The 20,536-nt window shown below is 38.4% G+C and carries 16 protein-coding genes and 1 tRNA gene; 8 read left to right on the top strand and 9 right to left on the bottom strand.

The window, feature by feature from the left end; all coding sequences use genetic code 11:
• The 6 genes from J7K93_08765 to J7K93_08790 form a co-directional block, all read right to left on the bottom strand.
• A partial coding sequence (locus J7K93_08765) for an aspartate--tRNA ligase (protein ID MCD6117093.1) occupies window positions 1-320 on the bottom strand: 320 nt, incomplete at its 3' end.
• A 553-nt stretch (window positions 321-873) separates the two neighbouring features.
• Window positions 874-946: transfer RNA gene (locus J7K93_08770), tRNA-Phe, on the bottom strand.
• Between the two features lie 342 nt (window positions 947-1,288).
• Complete coding sequence (locus J7K93_08775; GenBank protein MCD6117094.1) at window positions 1,289-3,556, bottom strand: PAS domain S-box protein; 2,268 nt, start codon at window positions 3,554-3,556, stop codon at window positions 1,289-1,291.
• Window positions 3,557-4,039: 483 nt separating this feature from the next.
• Complete coding sequence (locus J7K93_08780) at window positions 4,040-7,210, bottom strand: hypothetical protein (GenBank protein MCD6117095.1); 3,171 nt, start codon at window positions 7,208-7,210, stop codon at window positions 4,040-4,042.
• Window positions 7,211-7,250: 40 nt separating this feature from the next.
• Window positions 7,251-8,042: an HD domain-containing protein gene (locus J7K93_08785; GenBank protein ID MCD6117096.1), complete on the bottom strand. Its 792-nt coding sequence runs from the start codon at window positions 8,040-8,042 to the stop codon at window positions 7,251-7,253.
• Between the two features lie 61 nt (window positions 8,043-8,103).
• A complete protein-coding gene (locus J7K93_08790) occupies window positions 8,104-9,918 on the bottom strand; it encodes a DUF2207 domain-containing protein (protein MCD6117097.1) in 1,815 nt (604 codons plus the stop codon).
• A gap of 167 nt (window positions 9,919-10,085) precedes the next feature.
• Here J7K93_08790 and pgi point away from each other — a divergent pair, with 167 nt between their 5' ends.
• From pgi to J7K93_08830, 8 genes are all read left to right on the top strand, one after another.
• The gene (gene pgi, locus J7K93_08795; protein MCD6117098.1) at window positions 10,086-11,729 is read left to right on the top strand and encodes a glucose-6-phosphate isomerase; all 1,644 of its coding nucleotides are present in this window, start codon (window positions 10,086-10,088) and stop codon (window positions 11,727-11,729) included.
• A 611-nt stretch (window positions 11,730-12,340) separates the two neighbouring features.
• Complete coding sequence (gene rpsU, locus J7K93_08800; protein MCD6117099.1) at window positions 12,341-12,538, top strand: 30S ribosomal protein S21; 198 nt, start codon at window positions 12,341-12,343, stop codon at window positions 12,536-12,538.
• 27 nt (window positions 12,539-12,565) lie between these two features.
• Window positions 12,566-13,009, top strand: a complete 444-nt coding sequence (locus J7K93_08805; GenBank protein ID MCD6117100.1) for a GatB/YqeY domain-containing protein — start codon at window positions 12,566-12,568, stop codon at window positions 13,007-13,009.
• A 94-nt stretch (window positions 13,010-13,103) separates the two neighbouring features.
• A complete protein-coding gene (locus tag J7K93_08810; protein MCD6117101.1) occupies window positions 13,104-13,502 on the top strand; it encodes a YjbQ family protein in 399 nt (132 codons plus the stop codon).
• 20 nt (window positions 13,503-13,522) lie between these two features.
• Window positions 13,523-14,533: a thiamine-phosphate kinase gene (thiL, locus tag J7K93_08815; GenBank protein ID MCD6117102.1), complete on the top strand. Its 1,011-nt coding sequence runs from the start codon at window positions 13,523-13,525 to the stop codon at window positions 14,531-14,533.
• A gap of 86 nt (window positions 14,534-14,619) precedes the next feature.
• Window positions 14,620-15,315, top strand: coding sequence for a class I SAM-dependent methyltransferase (locus tag J7K93_08820; protein ID MCD6117103.1), 696 nt, complete (start codon window positions 14,620-14,622; stop codon window positions 15,313-15,315).
• Window positions 15,312-15,962 (top strand): ATP-binding cassette domain-containing protein, encoded by a 651-nt coding sequence (locus J7K93_08825; protein MCD6117104.1) that lies wholly within the window; start codon window positions 15,312-15,314, stop codon window positions 15,960-15,962. Before J7K93_08820 ends, J7K93_08825 begins: the two co-directional genes overlap by 4 nt.
• On the top strand, window positions 15,959-16,816 hold the full coding sequence (locus tag J7K93_08830; protein ID MCD6117105.1) for an ABC transporter permease: 858 nt from the start codon (window positions 15,959-15,961) through the stop codon (window positions 16,814-16,816). Before J7K93_08825 ends, J7K93_08830 begins: the two co-directional genes overlap by 4 nt.
• 101 nt (window positions 16,817-16,917) lie before the next feature.
• Here the strand turns inward: J7K93_08830 and gcvPB are convergent, their stop codons facing one another.
• The 3 genes from gcvPB to J7K93_08845 form a co-directional block, all read right to left on the bottom strand.
• On the bottom strand, window positions 16,918-18,501 hold the full coding sequence (gene gcvPB, locus J7K93_08835) for an aminomethyl-transferring glycine dehydrogenase subunit GcvPB (GenBank protein MCD6117106.1): 1,584 nt from the start codon (window positions 18,499-18,501) through the stop codon (window positions 16,918-16,920).
• 31 nt (window positions 18,502-18,532) lie between these two features.
• Window positions 18,533-19,930: an aminomethyl-transferring glycine dehydrogenase subunit GcvPA gene (gene gcvPA, locus J7K93_08840; protein ID MCD6117107.1), complete on the bottom strand. Its 1,398-nt coding sequence runs from the start codon at window positions 19,928-19,930 to the stop codon at window positions 18,533-18,535.
• Between the two features lie 306 nt (window positions 19,931-20,236).
• Window positions 20,237-20,392: a hypothetical protein gene (locus tag J7K93_08845; protein MCD6117108.1), complete on the bottom strand. Its 156-nt coding sequence runs from the start codon at window positions 20,390-20,392 to the stop codon at window positions 20,237-20,239.
• Window positions 20,393-20,536: the final 144 nt, after the last annotated feature.

The following is a 20,536-nucleotide window of genomic DNA, read 5'->3' on the forward strand; positions in this document are numbered from 1 at the left end:
ACTTCATCACTTATCAGAAAAGGAAGGGGTTTTGAAGGATTAAATATTATCAAGTCATCTGCATAAACTTCTATTTCTCCTGTATCCATGGATTTGTTAATCATGTTTTCCGGCCTTAATGATACCTTGCCTCTAACGCCAATGACACTTTCCATGTGCATGGATTTTGCTGTCTGGTAATATTTATTATCAGGGTTAACAACTATCTGCGTAACACCCCACCTGTCACGGAGGTTTATGAAAACAACTCCTCCGTGGTCTCTTACCCGCGCAGCCCATCCGACAAGCACAACATCCTGTCCTTCGTCTTCTTTCCTCAAACCCCCGCATTTATGCGATCTTTTCCAAGATGTTACTGTTCCCACAGAGCTATATCCTTCCTTACGGCTTTTTTTGATTTATAAATAATATTGAGTTATAAAATAAAGTTAAAATATATCAAATGCAACTCTCTTTTCTAAAAATAAGTATCGCGATAAGCAGATTACCTATCGCCCTTGAGGGGCATTATAGGGGATGTTCTTTCATGAAATTATAGATCAATTTCTTCCCCGACCCATAAAATCCTTACGGATTAAATCCACCGCCCCAAAAGGATTTAAGGCGTAAGCCTTCTATCAATTCAAAAAATTTATGATAGTCGTGTCCGAATTATTGAAAAAAGTTCCGTACCAAAAGCTAAACTTTAAACCACACAAAGGATATTCTCTCCGGCATTCTGGATTCCCGCTTCCCGATAAATCGGGAGGAAACCAGGGGCTGTGCGGGGATAAAAAATCATTTTTTCGTTGCGTGCTTTGCGAGAGAAAAAGAAGGCGGCGGGGCGGCTGGCCTGCGAAAAAGAAAACCCCGAAAATTTTTCCGGGGTTAAAGTGGCGCCTCCCAGAATTGAACTGGGGACACACGGATTTTCAGTCCGTTGCTCTACCAACTGAGCTAAAGCGCCATCCAACAAATGAAACAAAATATAAAAACTTTTATTTCATTAGTCAAGAAAATTTTATTCAATTTTCAATATTATTTTACCATATATGCCATTTACAAAGAAAGGCATGGTAATTTCAATTGATTTTATTCCGAATAAATTTTATCTTATAAGAAATACAGTATAAATTATGATTATTTTATTAATAGTATAATGTTCTCGAGGTACTAGTAAGCCGGTAAAAGAAATAGATGCTATAAAATTATAGTTATCTGAGAGAACGGAGAAAATGAAACAAGAGGTGATTAGAGCATGAGTGAGAACAACCAAGCGGCCGGAGAACCAGGGCATCCGCAATAAAATTTACTTTTTCCATTCAGATATATCTCTTGCAACTGACATCAAAACCTTTTCGCCGCCGTACTGAAATACCGTGGATATTATTTCAACGGGAATTTCTCTTCCGTCTTTTGTAATATGAACTGCTTCAAAAGCACGAGTGCCATTTCTCAGAATTCTTCCCCGTTCTTCGGAAGCGCCTCTCTTTTTCACATCAGCCTTTTTTGAGATATCAGCAGGAGAAAGATTTAACAGCTCTTCCCTGGTATATCCAAGCCGTTCACATGCAACTTTGTTTACCTCAATAAACTTTCCAAATCCTTTCTTTTTATAAGGATGAACAAATATTGCATCAGCTCCGAAATTAAATAGGGTTCTGTACCTTTCTTCACTCTCACGCAGTGCCGCTTCATTTTTTTTCTTCTCTGTAACATCTCTGATTATTCCCTGTACAACTTTCTTACCGCCTATTTCCATTATGGTGGCTGAATTGTCAGCAGGAAATATTTCCCCGTTCTTTTTCTTCATATCTATTGTAAAATCAGCATGCCCTTTTTTTCTCAGTGTGGAAAACACTGCTTTTACTTTTTTAGCCTCATACTCAGGATGCAACACTCCAACGCCTAACTTAAACAACTCCTCTTTGGAATAACCAAAAAGTTCCTTTACAGCATTATTAATATCCATGATACGGCCATTTAATTCATGAATAAAAATTGCATCTCTCGAATCATTGAACAGAGTGGAATATTTCTCTTCACTTTCCCGCAGCTCTCTTTCAGCAATTTTCCTCTCTGTCACATCACGCGCACTTGCGTGAATATAAGTTATACCATTAATAATAATCGGTTTATTACTGAACTCAACATCAATTTTTGTTCCGTCTTTTCGCAGAAGTTTCGCTTCACTGACAAGAGATTCTCCTGATATAATACGATGGAAGTATTTCCTATATGCTTCCAAATCTTCTTCCTCGTGAAGATCCGGTATTGTCATTTTCAAAAAATCTTCTCTTGAATAACCGGTTAAAACAACTGCTGCATTATTGACATCAATAAATTTTGATTCGGAATCTGCAATAAAAATAGCATCCCGGGAGCCTTCCTTTAGTGCCTTATGCCATTCTTCGCTCACCTTTAATTCCTGATCAGCTTTTACCTTTTCAGTAACATCACTAATAAATACAATCCTTTCTTCTTGTGAAATAAAACTGGATACAAACATGCATGTTCTTTTTTCTCCGTCCTTTCTTGTTATCTCTGCCTGCCTTGCCGACGAGACTCCTTTAGACATATCTTCCCTGAATATATTTGCTACTTTATTTCTGTATTCTTCATCAGGATATGATTTTTTAAACCACTCTTCTATTGACTTTACTTCATCAGCAGTATACCCTGAAATATTCTCCGCCTTTTCATTATATAATATAAATTCACCCTTTTTATTGTGCAGAACAACTCCATACGGCGCAGCCTGAATGGAAGACCTGTACCTGTCCTCACTCTCTCTCAATCTCTCCTCTGCCCGCCTTCGCTCTGTTTCATCATGGAAAACCAGAACTACGCCTAGTATTTCTTTTTTATCATTAACAATAGGCGCGGCGCTGTCAGAAATAGGAATTCTTTCTCCGTTTCTGCTGATTAGGATTGTATGACTCCCAAGTTTAGATACTTTTCTATTTTTTAAAATTCTTTTCACCGGATTCGGGATTGGCTTTCCTGTTTGTTCATCAAATATCGGGAATATATCGCTAACCGGCTTCCCTTTTGCTTCATCAACTCTCCATCCAGTAAGGTTCTCTGCAATCCTGTTTATAAATGTCACATTTCCCCTGTTATCCAGAGTTATCACTGCATCCCCTATACTCTGGAGTGTAGTGGACTGCCATGCTTCCATCTCCTTTAAACTCTGTTCCATTCTATACTTGTATACTGTTGTTTCAATAACTCCTCTGAGCTCCTCCTCCATAATAGGCTTAACAATAAATCCGTAAGGCTCTGTCTGTTTTACTCTTTCAAGTGTTTCTTCATCAGTATAGGATGTCACATATACAACAGGAGTGCCGTACTTTTTACGAATCTCATCTGCTGCTTCAATACCGTCCATCTTACCCTTGAGTTTTATATCCATTAGTACAACATCCGGCTTGAGCTTTCTGCAACTTTCTACTGCATCCTCTCCTGAAGATACAAGTTTTACTACTTCATAGCCCAGGCCTTTAAGATTCTGCGAAATATCCGCTGCAATGATCTTTTCATCTTCAACAATCAGTATTTTGATTTTTCGGTCCATCTTCTATTCCATTTCTAAATTTGTACACATTAAGACATAATAGCTGTATGAAAATACAGTATTGTAAATCCGAATGGATTGCAAACCTTCAATATTAATACTTATGTAAACTTCATATAAATAGGTTCATAAATCACTACTAAATATTACTAATCTTATGGCAGCCGCTATAACATGGACATCATATAGCAAAAACAATACCTTTTTATTGTATTTTTACCTTCTTGTGAGAAATTTACCAAATCCGCATCAATATAAAACAACTGTTAAATCCGGACAGGATACAATAACAAAACCTGATTTAACTGACATAGAACATTTTCAGGTACATGCAATTAATAATTTGAATATATAATAGAATTAATAACATCGCGGAATGAATTAATATAATGCTTTTATCGCATAAATGCAAATACGAAAATTTAAAGGCTGCATAACGCAAAATAGCCTATGCAGCCTTTTATCTGTTTTTATTTCTTTTTCTTACAAATCAATACAAAACCTTTTCACACTGTGATACCCTCTTTTCACTATTCTGTCTCCCCTGAAAACCGACCATGCAGGCATTCTGTTGTACTGCTTTGTCATCTGGTAAAGTTCAAGTGCAGAATTGGAGACAAACAGATATACAATCCGTTCAGGGTTAAATGGGTTGGGAAGAGCTGCAAAGAGCCCGTTATCAGAATCAGAATATTCTTTGCCGTTGTATTCAAACCAGTTCTTTCCAATCTTTATCCCCAGCTTTTCTGCTGCATCTTTTACAACAGAATTATCTTCAGGGCCGCCGAGAAGTATCAGATCTGATGAAGCAAGCTTTTCAGGAGAGATTTCACAATCTTTTACAACAGGCGGCAGAATCTCGGAATAACGGTCTGCAAGTACTTTGGAAAACCTAAGGGCAAGGGTATGATTTGCCTCTATCTCGCGTGAAGTACCATAGACCAATACGGTTTTAGTCCAGTCATCATAATAATTTGACATTGTATAGAATGATTCCCTTGCTACAGGAATATCGTTCATACTGTTAAACTCAACAGATACCGGTTTATTTTTAAGGTTGAGGATAATCTCCTGATCAGGCTTTGTAACCTTGACCGGAAAGACCGTTTTTTTATTATTTGCAGTAACTGTCACCATAGCTGCAAAAATATATGGATTATTATTTTGTCTTACATTCAGGATAACCTTCCACTCATCGCCCTGCTTATTCACTTTTGCACTTACTTCCGGATTCGGCAGATCTTCTCTTTTTATCCACTCTTCAAAAAGCTTTACAGCTTTATCTCCTCCGTGTTTTTCCGCTATCCTGATAAAATCACTGTTTTTCATATTCTTTTCATAATAATTGGTATGAATCTCTTTCATCATTGAGCCGAATGTTTTATTGCCCATAAACAGCCTCATCTGGTGAAGCAGATACGTGCCTCTTATTCTTGGAATCTGATAATTATTGTATCTGTCGTAAACCCGTTTTGCTTCAATTGGCTTTATTGTACCTTCCCTTGAAATTACATACAGAAGCCTGTAATTCAGGTCTGTAAATGAGTCTCTTAAACGCTTAAAGGCTCGTTCTTTGCTCTCAGGCAGATAATTCAATGTCCGCCACATTGAAGCGGTTCCGCTTACAAACCAGTTTTCCCTGTCACTTGCAGGATAGACTGTATTATGCCACATATCATGTTTGTCAAAGGTCAGATACTCCTTTATTTTCGACAAATCAAAAACAGTGCCGTCATTCTGATTATCAGAATTATCTCTTTTTAACGCCTTGATTTTTTCTGCAATAAATACAGGGCTTACAATTGAGTATCCGAGAGAAAGGCGCGGCACAGCTCCGGGAAGATCCGGAATGCGGTGGTTTTCATTTATGAATTTCTCCCTGAGAGTTACTTTCCCCGAATGAGCGAGGAACATAAGATTACGCGCCATCTCGCTTGTTGTAATCTTGCCGTCACACGCATGCGGCCTGTTTATAGGGCTTGATGCCCACAAATTTACTCCGTCAATTTCATCTATTGTTCCATTGTGCTTTTTGTAAAAATTGACAAAAGCTATGTCCCTGTTCCACGGACTGAAAGCAAGATCGTATGGAGCATTACTGCTGTTTTTAATATACTCTTTACGTACGTCCATATCCTTAGTGTTATTATTGCTCCAGTAATAATCCGTAAGGCCGCCGGGAAAGTCTTTTTTGCTGCTTCTCCACAGCTTGCTTTTACATGTTCCAAGAAGGAATATTGCTGTCTCATTTGTCTTTGCATCACCTATAAGCCAGTCATTTGTGTACATACCGTTGTTATTTTTTGAAAGAATTTTAACGACATCATCAATACTTGAAGCATATTGGGCAGCTTTTCTTATTCTGTTGGACTGGGGTGTTCCGTTAGTGTTAAAAGGAGTCTGTGATACTGTTGTTTCTCCAATCATTATTCCTGCGCTGTTTATATAGAAATCAGCTGCCGAGTGTATCCCCCCCGGGAAAGTTTCATACACAAGTCTGTGGCCTGAACTGGGGATCATATCCAGAATAATGTTCCAGTGGGGGCCGGTGTATCCTCCCCACATAAAAATCTGGCCGAACACAATCTCACTGCTTTTTGTTGCTGAATTAGTTGCTAAAAAACCGGAGCATTTGTGCTGCCGCATCGGTATATTAAGCTCATCTTCAGCAGCAAGAAAACTCTTTCCGGATATTGCATTGCCTGTTTTTCGAAGCGCACCTCCTGCCTGGCCAAGATCTATCACAGAATTTAATGTTACAATATCAACAAGATTAATATCCCGCCCGAATATCTCTGCACCTGCTCTTACAGCTCCGTCTGCAATACCCTTCATCTCTTCAAGGTACTCTTTGTCAAACTTACGGAGCATAAGCGCATCAGCATCAAATCTCAAATAATTCCAGCCCCGTGAGGGATGCTCTTCATACCTCTGTATTCCGAGTTTATTTATATATTCTGCAATCTCGTGTGCAACAAGATATCCGTACTGATATCCTCTCTTGTAGGGTTTACCTTCAACGTGCACAAAAATCCAGCCTCTGTCATCGTATCTGAAACCATTGTCACACCATCTTATTGTCTCTTTTGGAATGTATTCTGTTATATCATCAACCTCTTCCACTTTTATATCATCAAACCACACGCTGCCCTTTGCCGTACCGTTTAATCCGAAATTCAATCTGACTCTGTCTTTTGCCCTCGTAGCAATAAAAAGCATCTCCTTTTTCTGCCAGTCATGTGTTGAGCCTGCTGCAGGGGAGTGATTTGTAAAAGGGAAAGATGCCATAGTAACAGCAGCAGGAACGGATGTAGGGTATCTGTCAGTGGGATAGGAAACAGCATCCCTGGTTTTTACATAGAAGCTTAACCTGTAGAGATGCCCTACTTTAAGATTAATTTCATCTAATTCTAATATTGTCTTCCCCCATTTTTCATGCTTTATAAGAATTGAATTTGATCCGGAATGTTTTTCCCCTGTACATACTTTAATTGTCATGCTGCCTGCAGATGATACGGGATGCCACTTATCCGGTTTTACGTCCGACACATTCTTATTAAAATCATTATTATAATAGACAATAGTGTCGCCCTTTGCCGGGAAAACTGCGGCAAAACAAGTAATCAGGAAAATTGCTGCAATACTTCTTTTCATTTTCTCTCCTCCATTGATGAAGACAATTAATATAAGGCTCTTATAGAGAACCGCTCCTCTCCTTAATAAAATTAGAAATAATCTGACATACATGCTTTTTTGTTTCTGAGTCAGACAGGGTTGCACAGATGCGTTCTATGTATCTTCTTTCTTTTATTGACAAAAAAGTATACGGGAAATTAATATCAAAGATCCATCCAAGCTGTAAAATTTTAAAATCCGTACTGGTTCTCAAGTTTGATATTTCAACAATGCGCAGGTTAATAATATCTTCCAGTACTGAAGGGGAAATTTCATCACTCACAGGCAGGTCCAGTTCAATACCGGAATTTGCTCCTCCTTCGTGATTTTCGTAATACTCCGTAACAACACGAAAGATATCCAGCTTGTCAGCATCTCTTAAAAGCCTTGTAAAAAAAATATTTCTTTGGGATGCAGAATCCGGAAGTATTTTAAAATTGTGGTGATAAACAGCAAACAATAGAAGTTCTCTGTCTTCATCTGAAAAATCCCGCAACACACCACTCTCTTCAAGAACTTTTTTCCCCAGAAAAGCATGGTTTTCTGATTTGGAATCAACAAATGTTTTATATTTATAATATTGTTCAAATCTTCCCGCGTCATGAATCAGGCCCAGTATCCCGCAAAGGAGCAGTTCCTCTCTTTTCAGGCCAATGGAGATTCCGATATCTTTTATTTCATTTGAGACTCTGTAACTGTGGTCTATTTTCAGTTTAATATTGCTCTGATCTACCGGGTCTTCGAGAATAAAAGATGATGTGTACGAATCAAACCATTGCAGAACTCTCTCAAAATCTTTTTCTGTAATCATCTATTCAATCCTGATAATAAAATATTATTTCTAAAAGGAAATACATTTACCATGCAGTCATTCAGCCGGCGCCTCCGCCTCCTGCACTCGCACCTCCTCCGCCGCCTGCAGATGCTCCGCCGCCTGCACCTGTGGAACTGCTCATAACAGTTGTTGTTACTGCAACAACATGGGAAAATGAGTTTGCAATATCTGCCGGATTCGAATGCGAGCTCATAACATACCATGGAACATACGTCGGGAATGATTCACTATGCACTATATTTATCATTTCTCTGTAGTGCTTTTTCGTCATTCCGAAAACAATACCGTAAACAATAAACGACTCAATCTCATTGTAGAGCCTGTCAGGAGCATTCTCTCTGAAATGATATTTCATCAGATATTTTCTGACTGCGAGCAATTTTTTTGTTATCTCTTCACCTTCTCTTGTTCTGTGCATAATAAAGAGAGACAGAATAAATACTGTCATTGATGAGCCGCCAAGTACAAGAGAGCATATCCCGCAGTAAAAAGCAGCGGGAAATAGCAGGACTAACAGGATACCGCTTACTGCCATTGATTTATATCCTGCTTTTATACTCTGCATGTCAAACCAGCCCATTGCTTCGCCCTCCTTTTTTACAAGTTTTCTCCACTTACGGAAAAACTTCATAAATTTTGAACGAGACTTGCTGATTGTTTTAAGGCTTACCCTGTCTGAGCCCGCTCCTATTGTATCAAAAATAAATAAAATAAGTTCTGTTTCATAATCTTTCAATCCGGAACTTAATTCATTAAATTTCTTCCTGTTAAGCACCCATTCGACATCTTTGCCTGATTTCCTTCCGAAAGCCCTGTTGCGTCCTTCTACCTCTTCTAATTTAAGCATCCCCTTTTTTGCACAGTCAAACAGAGTAGCAGTTAATGCTGTACCGGATATCTGACGGGAATACAGCAGATAGGATGCAAGTGCAGGATTTATCCCTTCCGGTATTTCAGATGCAACTTCAGGGATTCCGGATATTTTATGTCTTCTGCCGTATTTATTAAAAGAATTCCACCAATAACCTAAACCCAGAACAGAAATAAGAATTACCGCCCACAGTCCATGCTTCATCCGTTTTCTCTGTTCCTTTAGTTCCTTCAACATCATTATACGGCGCTCATTTGACTTTTGAGACCATACAGCCTCTTCATCTGTAATAGAGTCTGCTACGGATTTATTTATCACAGGAATATCTTTAAATAATTCGGGAGGATAAAGAATCCTGAATTCAAGATAAGTATATGCAGGAAGATTCGAGCACCTTCCGAGTATTGTACCTGTATCTGTAATCTCTGAAACAGCATTCAGAGGCCCATGCATCCAGTGCTTTACTTTTTCAGGAGTAACTACTTCCGGAGGCTCAATAACAATCATTGCTCTGTCTGTTTTCCTGTCCCATGTATCACTTATAAATTTAAAATACAAAACAGCGGTATCGTTATAACGTTTAACATCGTTCTTAACAGTATATGATATCACAAAAGTACGCATTTCATTGCTTGCGCTGTAAAACCAGCGGACTTCTGTTCCCGAATTTCTTCTGATAATCATATATGTTCCAGGCTTTTTGCCGCTGGAAAGCAGATAAGGAGAAGATCCCTCGGAAACCTTAAAATCCGTAAATTCCACTCTTGAATCTTTGGGAAAAATTCTGAATGCATAGGAGAATGATCCGGAAAAAGAGTATGTACGTTCTTCGGAAATATGCATGGTGCCGTCGGATTCTAATCTGCAGTTAATTGCTACTTCGGGGATTGAATAGTACTTGGCATAAATTTTTCCGTTAAAAACCGCTGATAAAATTATCAATAAAAAAACTACTCTGTTAAAAACTCTGTGATTTTTCATAACTTCCTCTACGGTTAGACATAATCTATGAACGGATAGAGCTTAAACATACTTCATTTTTTTTATTATTAATACATCCTGTTGCAAATTATCTATTTATTGATTATAATAAAATACAAAAATATACTTTGTTTATCAACAACATTTCAGAAAAAGAGGGTTGAATAATGCTTGAAAATCAAAATCCTTCAAAAACAGCTGCCTGGAAAAAACTGCAGAAACATTTTCTGAATATGAGCAGTATCCGCATGAAAGATCTTTTTAAAAACGATCCTGACAGATTCGACAAATTTCACATCTCATTTGAAGACATGGTACTTGATTACTCAAAGAACCTAATTAATAAACAGACCATCAGCCTTTTTATTCAACTGTTTGAGGAATGCGGCCTTAAAGAGAGTATTGAAAAGATGTTTACCGGTGATTTCATAAACCGAACAGAAAACCGCGCAGTGCTTCATACTGCTCTCAGAAACAGATCAAACAAACCTGTCTCTGTAAATGGTAAAAATATTATGGATGATATTAACAGCGTACTTGATAAAATGAAAATATTCAGCGATGCAGTAATATCAGGAGAAAAAAAGGGCTATACCGGCCTTTCATTCAAAGACGTTATAAATATCGGAATAGGCGGGTCAGACCTCGGCCCTGCAATGGTTGCAAACGCGCTCACTCCTTTTCACACCCGCCTCAATGTCCATTTTGTATCCAATGTAGACCCGTCTCATATTGTTGATATATTAAACATGGCCGAACCTGCAACAACCCTCTTTTTAATTGCGTCAAAAACATTTACAACACTGGAAACAATGTCTAATGCCCAATATGCACGGAGATGGATCATAGATTCTCTCGGGGATGATGCCGTATCAAGCCACTTTGCCGCAATCTCAACAAACACTGAAAAAGTAGTTGAATTCGGTATAGATAAGGAAAATATCTTTCATTTCTGGGATTGGGTGGGCGGACGCTACTCTCTCTGGTCTGCAATAGGGCTTTCAATTACCCTTGCAGTGGGATTCGATAATTTTACTGCCCTTCTTGAAGGAGCCCATGCAATGGACAATCATTTTAGAAATTCTCCTTTTGACCGGAATATACCTGCAATACTTGCACTTCTCGGTATATGGTACAACAACTTTTTCAGTGCTGAGACTCATGCTATTCTTCCATACAGCCAGCATCTTGAGTTTTTTCCTGCATTTCTTCAGCAGGCAGATATGGAGAGCAACGGCAAATCAATTGACAGAAACGGAAATCCTGTTTCATACCAGACAGGGCCGATAATCTGGGGAGAGCCGGGCACTAACGGACAGCATGCATTTTTTCAGCTTCTTCATCAGGGGACAAAAATGGTTCCCTGTGATTTTATTGCTCCTGCCAAAAGCCTTTATAATGAACCTGGCCTTCACATAAAATTAATTGCCAATTTTTTCGCCCAGACAGAAGCTCTTATGAAAGGCAAATCAAAAGAAAAAGTAATATCGGAACTTAAGGAAAATGGCCTTTCACAAAAAGAAATTGATTTCCTTCTGCCTTTTAAAATTTTTCAGGGAAACAGGCCTTCAAACACAATTCTTTTCAGACAGCTCACTCCCCGTACTTTGGGTTCCCTTATTGCAATGTACGAACATAAAATTTTCGTTCAGGGAATAATTTTTAATATTTTCAGCTTTGATCAGTGGGGAGTTGAGCTTGGAAAACAGCTTGCCAAAACAATTCTAAATGATATTGAGGGAAGTGTAATATCAAATAGCCACGATTCTTCAACTTATAATCTGATTAAGATGTGGAAAACTATGCAGTAAGAAAAAAATGCCTGCCTTTTATTCAAAAATTATTGACGGATTCTGATTCCCGAGTTCGTCTTTTTAAAACCAGGCTTAACAATGTAGCGTTGATAAGTGTTTCAAAAAAGCGACAAATTTTTTCTTTATTCACACTTTATCCACACTGAAGAATTCGGCAAAATGCAGTCAAATCATCTGTTCAGATCAGGCTGCTTACAAAATTACGCATGTTATTAAATTACTTTCAGCGTAATTATAAAACATTAAAACAGTGCTAAGTACTTGGATTATAAACATGTTAACCCCAATCACAATAATCTGCTGTCATGAAAAGCATTTATAAAACTAATAATTTCTCTCTTAAACTCTATAAAAAACCGTGCAAACAATCTCTTTTTTCCACAACTTATCCACATAATTTTTACATGTTTTCCGTAGTTATGATTAAAAAATTAAAGTTATGTATCTTTATTAAAATCTAACTTTTTGGATTGTCTGAAATCGCAGCACAATCACTGATGTTTTTATGATCATTATCTTACAATAAAGAAAAAAATATCTTGCACAGTGTGTTCAAATTTCATATATTCTAATACTTAAATTTACACGAAAGGAGGTTGGTGCAGTTTATGCCGGCAGTTAAAGTTCGTGACAACGAACCATTTGAGAAGGCTTTTAAAAGATTTACAAAGCAGTGCGAAAAAGCAGGTTTAATGTCTGACATTAAAAAACATCAGCATTATGAAAAGCCCAGTGAAAGAAGAAAAAGAAAACTTGCAGCTGCAAAAAGAAAGCAGCGCAAGCTGCAGATGATATTTGGCGAATAGATTTAAATTATTTGTACAGAAGGTAAAATGAGCATCCTTGAGAAACTGCAGATTGATCTTAAAGAAGCGATGAAATCCGGAGAGAAGGTCAGGGTTGATGCAATAAGAATGCTTATAACTCGTTTGAGAAATGAGCGTATAGCAAAAGGTGAAGATTTACCTGAAGGCGAAGAACTATCTGCGCTTTCAAAAGAAGCAAAAAAACGCAAAGAATCAATTGAGATATACAAAAAGGGCAGTCGGTTTGAGCTTGCCGAAAAAGAGGCAAAAGAGCTTGAAATTATTTCATCTTATCTGCCTAAAGAGTTTAGTGATGAGGAGTTAATCCAAATCATTGATAGAGCTGTTGACGAATCCGGTGCCGATAGCCTGAAAGATATGGGAAAAGTTATGGGCATTGTTATGCCTCAGGTAAAGGACAGGGCAGACGGAAAGCGAATACAGGAACTTGTTCGTCAGAAACTCAGCTAAAGGAGTTTCTATGAAAAATTATTAAGGCTCTGTTCTTTTAGTGTGAGAACAGAGCCTTTTTATTTGTCCGGCACTGCTATTGGAGAAAATATAAATGATACAAAAATTAAGCATAAATACTACTGCAAGAACACAGCTGTTAAATGTCACTAATCTTATTGAAGATGTTCTTGATAAAAGCGGAGTTAAAGAGGGGCTGTGCATTTTATGGGTTCCGCATACTACAGCAGGAGTTACTATTAACGAGAACGCTGATCCTGACGTTGTCAGAGACATATTATCTGAGACAGAAAAGATGATTCCTTTTGAACATGGATACCTCCACAGAGAGGGTAATTCCGCAGCGCATATTAAATCCAGCCTTTTCGGCCCGAGCCTTACTTTAATAGTCTCAGAAGCACGTCTTGTTCTCGGAACATGGCAGTCTGTATATTTCTGTGAATTTGACGGTCCGAGAAACAGGCGCATGATCGTTAAAATTATCGAAGCATGAAACAGTCATAAGGGCTCCTGATGAAAATAGAATCCATTGGAGGAGAATTCAGCCTTATTCATAGAATCTCCGAAATTGCTGATAAAAATTATAATGATGAGAATCTGATACTCTCTATTGGAGACGATGCCGCTGTTTACACATGGGGCAGAGACAGAGTGTGTGTACATACAACAGATACAATGGTTGAATCAGTTCATTTCAATCTGTCCTATACTTCTTTCCGTTCTCTCGGATGGAAGGCTGCTGCTTCAAACCTGAGTGACATTGCTGCAATGGGAGCAGATCCTGCTTACGCACTTGTGAATATCGGAATCCCTGATTCCTGGTCTGTAGATAATATTGAAGAAATTTACAGAGGTATGACAGAGTGCCTGGACGGTTTTGAATGCAGGATAATAGGCGGTGACACTGTTCGTTCTCCAAAAGCAGGATTTGTTACTATTTCAGTAGTAGGTTTTACAGGCAAAAACAAACTTGCGAGAAGAGATTTAGCTCAGACTGATGATGTTATCTGCGTTACAGGAAGCCTGGGAGGATCACGCACCGGCCTGGAAGTTCTTGAAAACAGTATAAATCGGAACAGGTACGCAAAATCCGTAAAAAAATTTCTTACGCCTGTTCCTCAAATTGAGGCTGCAAAAATACTTGTAGACGATTACAAAGTCAGATGTATGATAGACATTAGTGACGGCCTGGCCTCAGAAATAGCACATATCTGCAATGCAAGCAGAAAAGGTTGTGCCATATACAGTGACAAAATTCCGGTTTCAGAAGAAGCTGAAAAATGGGCAAAGCGCACCGGATCTACACCCCTTGATTTTGCTTTATCAAGCGGAGAGGAATATGAACTTGTTTTTACTATTAGCCCCAAAAAGGCAGAGAATCTCATTTCTTCTGATTTCCGGACAGATATATGCCCTGTAAGCATAATAGGCTCAATAACATCTGACAAGGATATAATGCTTTATGATATGCACAAAAAAACAGTTCTTCTTGAAACAGCCGGATGGAACCATTTTTCTTCATAATGATTGATGTAAAAAAACATAAAATGCATAATTCAAACCGGGCAGTACAGCCTTATAATGTTTTTTCAAATGTATATGACTTTCTTATGAGTCATGTTGACTATACGGAATGGGCTGAGTATATTGATAATATCTTTAAAAAATATGGAGAAAGAAAAATTTCTTCTGTTGTTGATTGTGCATGCGGTACAGGAAGCCTCGCAGGTACATTATCAGCAATGTTTTATAAAACCGCAGGATTTGATATATCAATGAATATGATTAAACAGGCCAATGCAAAACATTTTCCTTCCCTCTGTTTATGGCAGGGCGATTTAACATCTATTGCATTAAAACAAGAGTGGGATGCTGCACTCTGTTTGTATGATTCTCTGCAGTACCTTCCCAAAATTTCAGTCGAAAAATTTTTTAAAGAAGCATCAAAAATAATTGTTCCGGGCGGGCTGCTTCTTTTTGACCTTGTTTCCGAATTACATCTTATAACATACTGGGCTAATACTGTGGAACATGATATTGTGGGAGAATGGGAGATTACAAGGCACAGCAAACTTAACAGAAGGCTGCGTGAACAACATACATATTTTACTTTTAAAAATATTGAAACCGGCAAAACAATCTCTGAGCATCATATTCAATATGTATATTCTATTGATGAAATAGTTTCAATCCTGACCAACAACGGGTTTAAACAGGTTGGTATTTTTGATGATTTTTCAAATAACAGGGGGACCGAAAAATCTGACAGAGTACACATTTTGTGCAGAACGGAGGCAAAAATTTGATTCGATTACACGACGTATGGTACAGAATTGACGGGAACACCATTCTTGAAAGCATTGAGCTTTCTTTAAAACCCGGAGATTTCGTTGCTGTTTTAGGGCCCAGCGGAGCAGGAAAAAGCACTCTTCTGCGGCTTATCAATATGGAAATTTTTCCCACAAGAGGTATTGCAGAAGTAGCACAGTATAAGAGCAACACAATTTATGACAGAGAAATTCCTCTGCTGCGCAGAAAAGTCGGTGTAATTTTTCAGGATTTCAAACTGTTGGAAGACAGAGACGTTTATGAAAATGTTGCTTTTGCTCTTTGGGCAACCGGAACGCGCAGGGGGCAAATAAAAAGAAGAGTCTTTAAAGTTCTTGCGGAAGTCGGATTAAGCCACAGAAGATATTCTCTTATCCAGCAACTTTCAGGCGGAGAAAAACAGAGAGTAGCAGTTGCAAGGGCAATTGCAAATGAGCCCTTTGTTTTACTTGCCGATGAACCTACCGGCAACCTTGACCCTGAATCCACAAAAGATATTATGGAGCTCATCAAAAAGATCAATGCCAGAGGTGTTGCAGTTGTTATGGCAACACATAAAACGGAACTTGTTAAAACTCTTCCTGTCAGAATTGTTCAAATAGAAAACGGGAGGACAAAATCATGAGTTTAAATATCATATACTCCTTCCGTGAAGGGTTAAAAGGGCTCAAGCGAGTACGTATGGCTACTTTTCTTACTATTTCAACAATTGCAGTTACACACATACTACTTGGAATTTTTCTCCTTTTTACAGTCAATGTGCACAGGCTTGTAGACGTTTTCAAAAACAGAGTAACAATGGAAGTATTTATTGATAACAGCCTTTCCGATGCTGAACAAAAATCTCTCGGGGATAAAATATCAGCTATTCCCGGAATAGAATCCGTTATTTATGTCTCAAAAGAAGAGGCTCTTAAAACTTTTGCCAAAGAGACTGGAATTGACCCTGTATCAATCCTCGGGAGTAACCCTCTGCCGTCATCTTTCCGAATAAAAATAACAAACAGCAACCTTACTCCGGATAAAATTGAAGCACTAAAACAATCTGTAGCAGCCCTTGACGGGGTTGATGATGTTGTTTACAACAGTACTCTCTTTAAAGCTGTTATAAAAAACAGCAGAAGGGTTTTGATTGTAGACGGATTTTTATTCGGGCTTGTAATGCTGTCATCTGTGCTTCTTGTTGCAAATACATTAAGGCTGTCCATTTTCTCTCAGAGAAAATCAATACAAATTATGGAACTCGTAGGAGCAACAAGAGGGTTTATCAGAAGGCCGTATTTAATTCAGGGTGTTATTCAGGGGCTATCCGGCGGATTGTTCGGCTCAGGAGCAATTCTGCTATGCATTGGATTAATTAATTCACACTTTATGCATCTTCTTTCTGCTTCTGCATTTGTAGTAATTTTCCCTGCTTTGCTCGGCATGATTTTAGGATATGCAGGCAGCAGCATTGCAATGAAAAAATTTCTGCTTTGATTTATTAAAATATTTAATACCACTACAGGCCCGGAAAAATTGCACTAATCCGGGCCTGCTTTTACCACACTTCAACCCAACCCATAATTTCTTTTAAGGCTTTAAGACAACAGATTGGAATCAGAATTCTTCCCGTGCTTTTTCAGATACAGCCTCCATGTAATCGCCCATTTTTCAGGATCATCAAACCAGGACTCGTCAATTTTATGTACTACACTTCTGTGAGGTGCGCTCTTTACATTTTCAGGATTTGTTCGCGCTTCTTCTACAATGTATTTTAATGCTTCGAGATATTCATCCAGTTCGTCTTTTGAATAGGATTCAGTAGGTTCAATTGTAAACGGCTGGGGTACAATGAACGGATGATGACTTGACCAGAGATGAAATCCGAAATCACACATACGACAGGTAATATCAAAAGTGCTCACACCTGTTTCCTTGTAGAGTTTTTCCCATGTGTACCTTACCTGCTCAATCCTTCTTTTACCGCCTTTAAAAGGTGAATCTGCTCCGTCAATTTCCGTAATATGCTTTAAAAGATAATTATTATTTAAAACTGCGATTTTTGATACTTCTTTTAAACCTTCCGCACCAAGACTCCTTATCCATGCATAAGATTTTAAAATTACAGGAAACACTCCCCAGAAAGATCTTGTTTTGCCGATACTGTTTTTAAGATTAAAATTAAAAGAATATTTCTTCCCATCATAATCTACGATGGGAACAGGGAGGAATTCCTCAAGTTCTTTTGTTACTCCAAGTGCTCCGGAAGCAGGCCCGCCGCATCCGTGAGGTGCTGCAAAAGTTTTGTGAAGGTTGAAAAAACACATGTCAAATCCTGCCTCTTTTGCCCTGGTGATGCCGAGAATACCATTAGCATTTGCCTGATCATAAACACACAATCCTCCGGCATCGTGTACAATTTTTGTAAACTCATCAATACGGGGATTAAAAATTCCGATGTCTTCAGGATTGGTAATGAAGAGAGCAGCTGTTCTTTCAGAAACAGCGCTCTTCAATGCTTCAAGATCCGGGAACCCGTTTTCATCAGGATATATTGTTATTATTTTGTAGCCCTTTACCGCAACTGCAGCAGCATCCGAAGGATGAGAAAATATGGTTGTGATTACTTCATCCCTCTTATCTGCTTCCCCCCGCACCTCATGATACTTTTGTACAATGGATGCCATTGTCAAAATTGCGTGGGAGCCTGAACTGGGCTGAAGGCTGAACCTGTCAAGCCCTGAAATCTCTCTAAAAAACTTATCCATCTCATAATAAATTTGAAGTGCTCCCTGCACAGTTGATTCATCCTGAAAAGGATGCAGCTTGGAAGCTTTTGCCGAGCGGGCAATAACTTCGTTTATCTTCGGATTATATTTGACAGTGCACGTTCCCTGGCCTATATCTATGTTTAAGTCTGCACCGAGATTCTGCTGCGACAATCTTAAAAAATGCTTCAACACCCTCATCTGCCCTACTTCCGGAAGGGCAGAATCTTCTTCTCTTCTCATGATTTCAGGAAGTGATGATACGCCGTCTCCCACCTCTTTTTCAATCTCTTTGTCTGTTTGAGGAGGAATTACTCCCCTCTGTCCTTCCGAATGGAGCTGAAATATTATCTCTTCATCCCATTTTGCCTGATGAAAGTTTTTTCTCAATTTTGATTCTCTATCTATTCCCATTGTGCAATCCTTTCATTTAATAAATTCTCATTTACTGTGAAACAATAGCTTTAATCTCATTTGCCAGTCTGTCAATATCATCTTTGCAATGGATTTCTGTTACACAGTAGAGCGCACAATTTTTAAGATCCGGGAAATCAGGTTCAAGGTTATGCCCGCCAAAAATCCCCTTTTCTCTTAACTGCAGATTAATCTCGTCAACTTTTTTACCTGTACCTGAAAAATCAACAACAAACTCTTTAAAATCTGCAGACATAAATTTCAGTGAAACGCCAGGAATGCCTGTAAGCCTTTTTTGCGCATATTGAGAACGCTGCATTATTGTCCGGCCGAGCTCCTTCATACCTCTCGGGCCCATCAGAGAAAGATAAACCGCCGCTGCAATACCGTAAAGAGCTGCCGCAGTACCCACAAATTCCTTGCCTTTTTCTCTCTCTCCAAATGAAGTCCTGTCGTAAAGGACATCTCCGAATCCCCATTCTCCTTCAACCTTTGTATGTGCAATTCCGAATAATCTGGAAGGATATTCCGCAACATACTTTTCTTCATCCCTTGTTGCGATGAATCCTGCAAGAGATCCGCCAAAATACATGTGATTTCCAAGGTTCTGAATATCTCCGCATACTATGTCAGCGCCGTAATGTGACGGCGGTTTGAGAACTCCGAGTGATATGGGATCTGTACTCACTATCATTATTGAACCGTTATCATGCACAATTTTTGATATTTTTTTTCCCTGCTCTTCAATAAATCCCATAAAGGAAGGATTTTCAAAAAACACACAAGCAGTATCTTTATTCAATTTTGATGATAAATCATTTAAATCAATCTGGCCTGTCTGCGGATCATGTTTAAATCTTTTTATTGTCATAACAGGTTCACAGTAGTTTTTTATAACTTTGAATCTGTCAGGAGAAACAAACTCACTTATGAGGGCTTCACCCCGGCCTGTAATTCTTTCAGCCATTCGCACTGACGTGCTTGCTGCCTGGCCCCAGTCATACGTCGGTACATTTACTACATCCATATCAAGAAGTTCTGCCATTAAACTTTGATATTCAAAAAGAGCCTGGAATCTTCCCTGATCTTCGTAAGGTTCTCCTGCATAAGCTGTAAGAAATTCTGATCTGTTTACTACCTCATCACATATTGCAGGAACATAGTGCTGTGCACATCCTCCTCCGAGAAAGCTTAAAGCATCTTCACATGATGTGTTCTTTGCCATAATTCCTGTAACATGCTTTTTAAGCTCATATTCGGAAAGAATAGGCTCAGGAATCTTTAATTCTCCTCTGAACCTGAGCTTTTCGGGTATGTCCTCAAAAAGCCGGTCAATATCATCAATCCCCAAATCATCCATTAAAGCCTTTTTTAGATTGGGAGCGGAATTCGGTATGTACGGATGTACAGGTTTTTGTTTTTCAGGCATATTTTCCTCCTGCTTATTTATCTGATTTGTATATGTTTCTCAATTAAAATAAAACTGATTTCCCGACTTCTTCTTTAAAAGACTCTATAAAATACAACGCAAACGATTGCAAAGCAAGTTTTTGTTTAATTTTATCCATTTTTTCAGCATTTTGATTGAATAACACCTATTTTTTTTAATCCTTTATTCTCTTGTTACATTCACATTTTGCACTAAATTAAAAATTATCGGAGAAATACACCTACGGTGTCTGAGTATTCTGCGTAACAAAACGTACCGAAACTGAATGGCCGGTTTAACGAACATTCATGCACCCAGTACCGAACCTTCAGGCAAACTCAGGATAAACTGCCTTGCAAGAGTGGTTTTGCCGCATGGCCTTGGCCCAAGAGCAACGACAACCGGAAACAATTCAAGCATCTCTGTAATTTTTTTAATATCGGTTTTTCTTTTAATAAACAAACAACCCACTCTCTACATTGAAATGTCGGATATATACTCCGAATTTTCAATGAAAATGTAACAATTGTTCGGGTGTTTGTCAATATTGGATTCAAAAAAATAAGGATAAGGGATAAAACAAAAGACGAGGTATAAGGTATAGGG

The organism is bacterium (assembly GCA_021158245.1).
Lineage (GTDB): Bacteria > Zhuqueibacterota > QNDG01 > QNDG01 > QNDG01 > QNDG01.

Bases quoted from the DNA above. Each gene is read 5' to 3' on its own strand.
- J7K93_08775 (MCD6117094.1), bottom strand. From the start codon at position 3,556: ATGGACCGAAAAATCAAAATACTGATTGTTGAAGATGAAAAGATCATT.
- J7K93_08780 (MCD6117095.1), bottom strand. From the start codon at position 7,210: ATGAAAAGAAGTATTGCAGCAATTTTCCTGATTACTTGTTTTGCCGCA.
- J7K93_08785 (MCD6117096.1), bottom strand. From the start codon at position 8,042: ATGATTACAGAAAAAGATTTTGAGAGAGTTCTGCAATGGTTTGATTCG.
- J7K93_08790 (MCD6117097.1), bottom strand. From the start codon at position 9,918: ATGAAAAATCACAGAGTTTTTAACAGAGTAGTTTTTTTATTGATAATT.
- pgi (MCD6117098.1), top strand. From the start codon at position 10,086: ATGCTTGAAAATCAAAATCCTTCAAAAACAGCTGCCTGGAAAAAACTG.
- rpsU (MCD6117099.1), top strand. From the start codon at position 12,341: ATGCCGGCAGTTAAAGTTCGTGACAACGAACCATTTGAGAAGGCTTTT.
- J7K93_08805 (MCD6117100.1), top strand. From the start codon at position 12,566: ATGAGCATCCTTGAGAAACTGCAGATTGATCTTAAAGAAGCGATGAAA.
- J7K93_08810 (MCD6117101.1), top strand. From the start codon at position 13,104: ATGATACAAAAATTAAGCATAAATACTACTGCAAGAACACAGCTGTTA.
- thiL (MCD6117102.1), top strand. From the start codon at position 13,523: ATGAAAATAGAATCCATTGGAGGAGAATTCAGCCTTATTCATAGAATC.
- J7K93_08820 (MCD6117103.1), top strand. From the start codon at position 14,620: ATGAGTCATGTTGACTATACGGAATGGGCTGAGTATATTGATAATATC.
- J7K93_08830 (MCD6117105.1), top strand. From the start codon at position 15,959: ATGAGTTTAAATATCATATACTCCTTCCGTGAAGGGTTAAAAGGGCTC.
- gcvPB (MCD6117106.1), bottom strand. From the start codon at position 18,501: ATGGGAATAGATAGAGAATCAAAATTGAGAAAAAACTTTCATCAGGCA.
- gcvPA (MCD6117107.1), bottom strand. From the start codon at position 19,930: ATGCCTGAAAAACAAAAACCTGTACATCCGTACATACCGAATTCCGCT.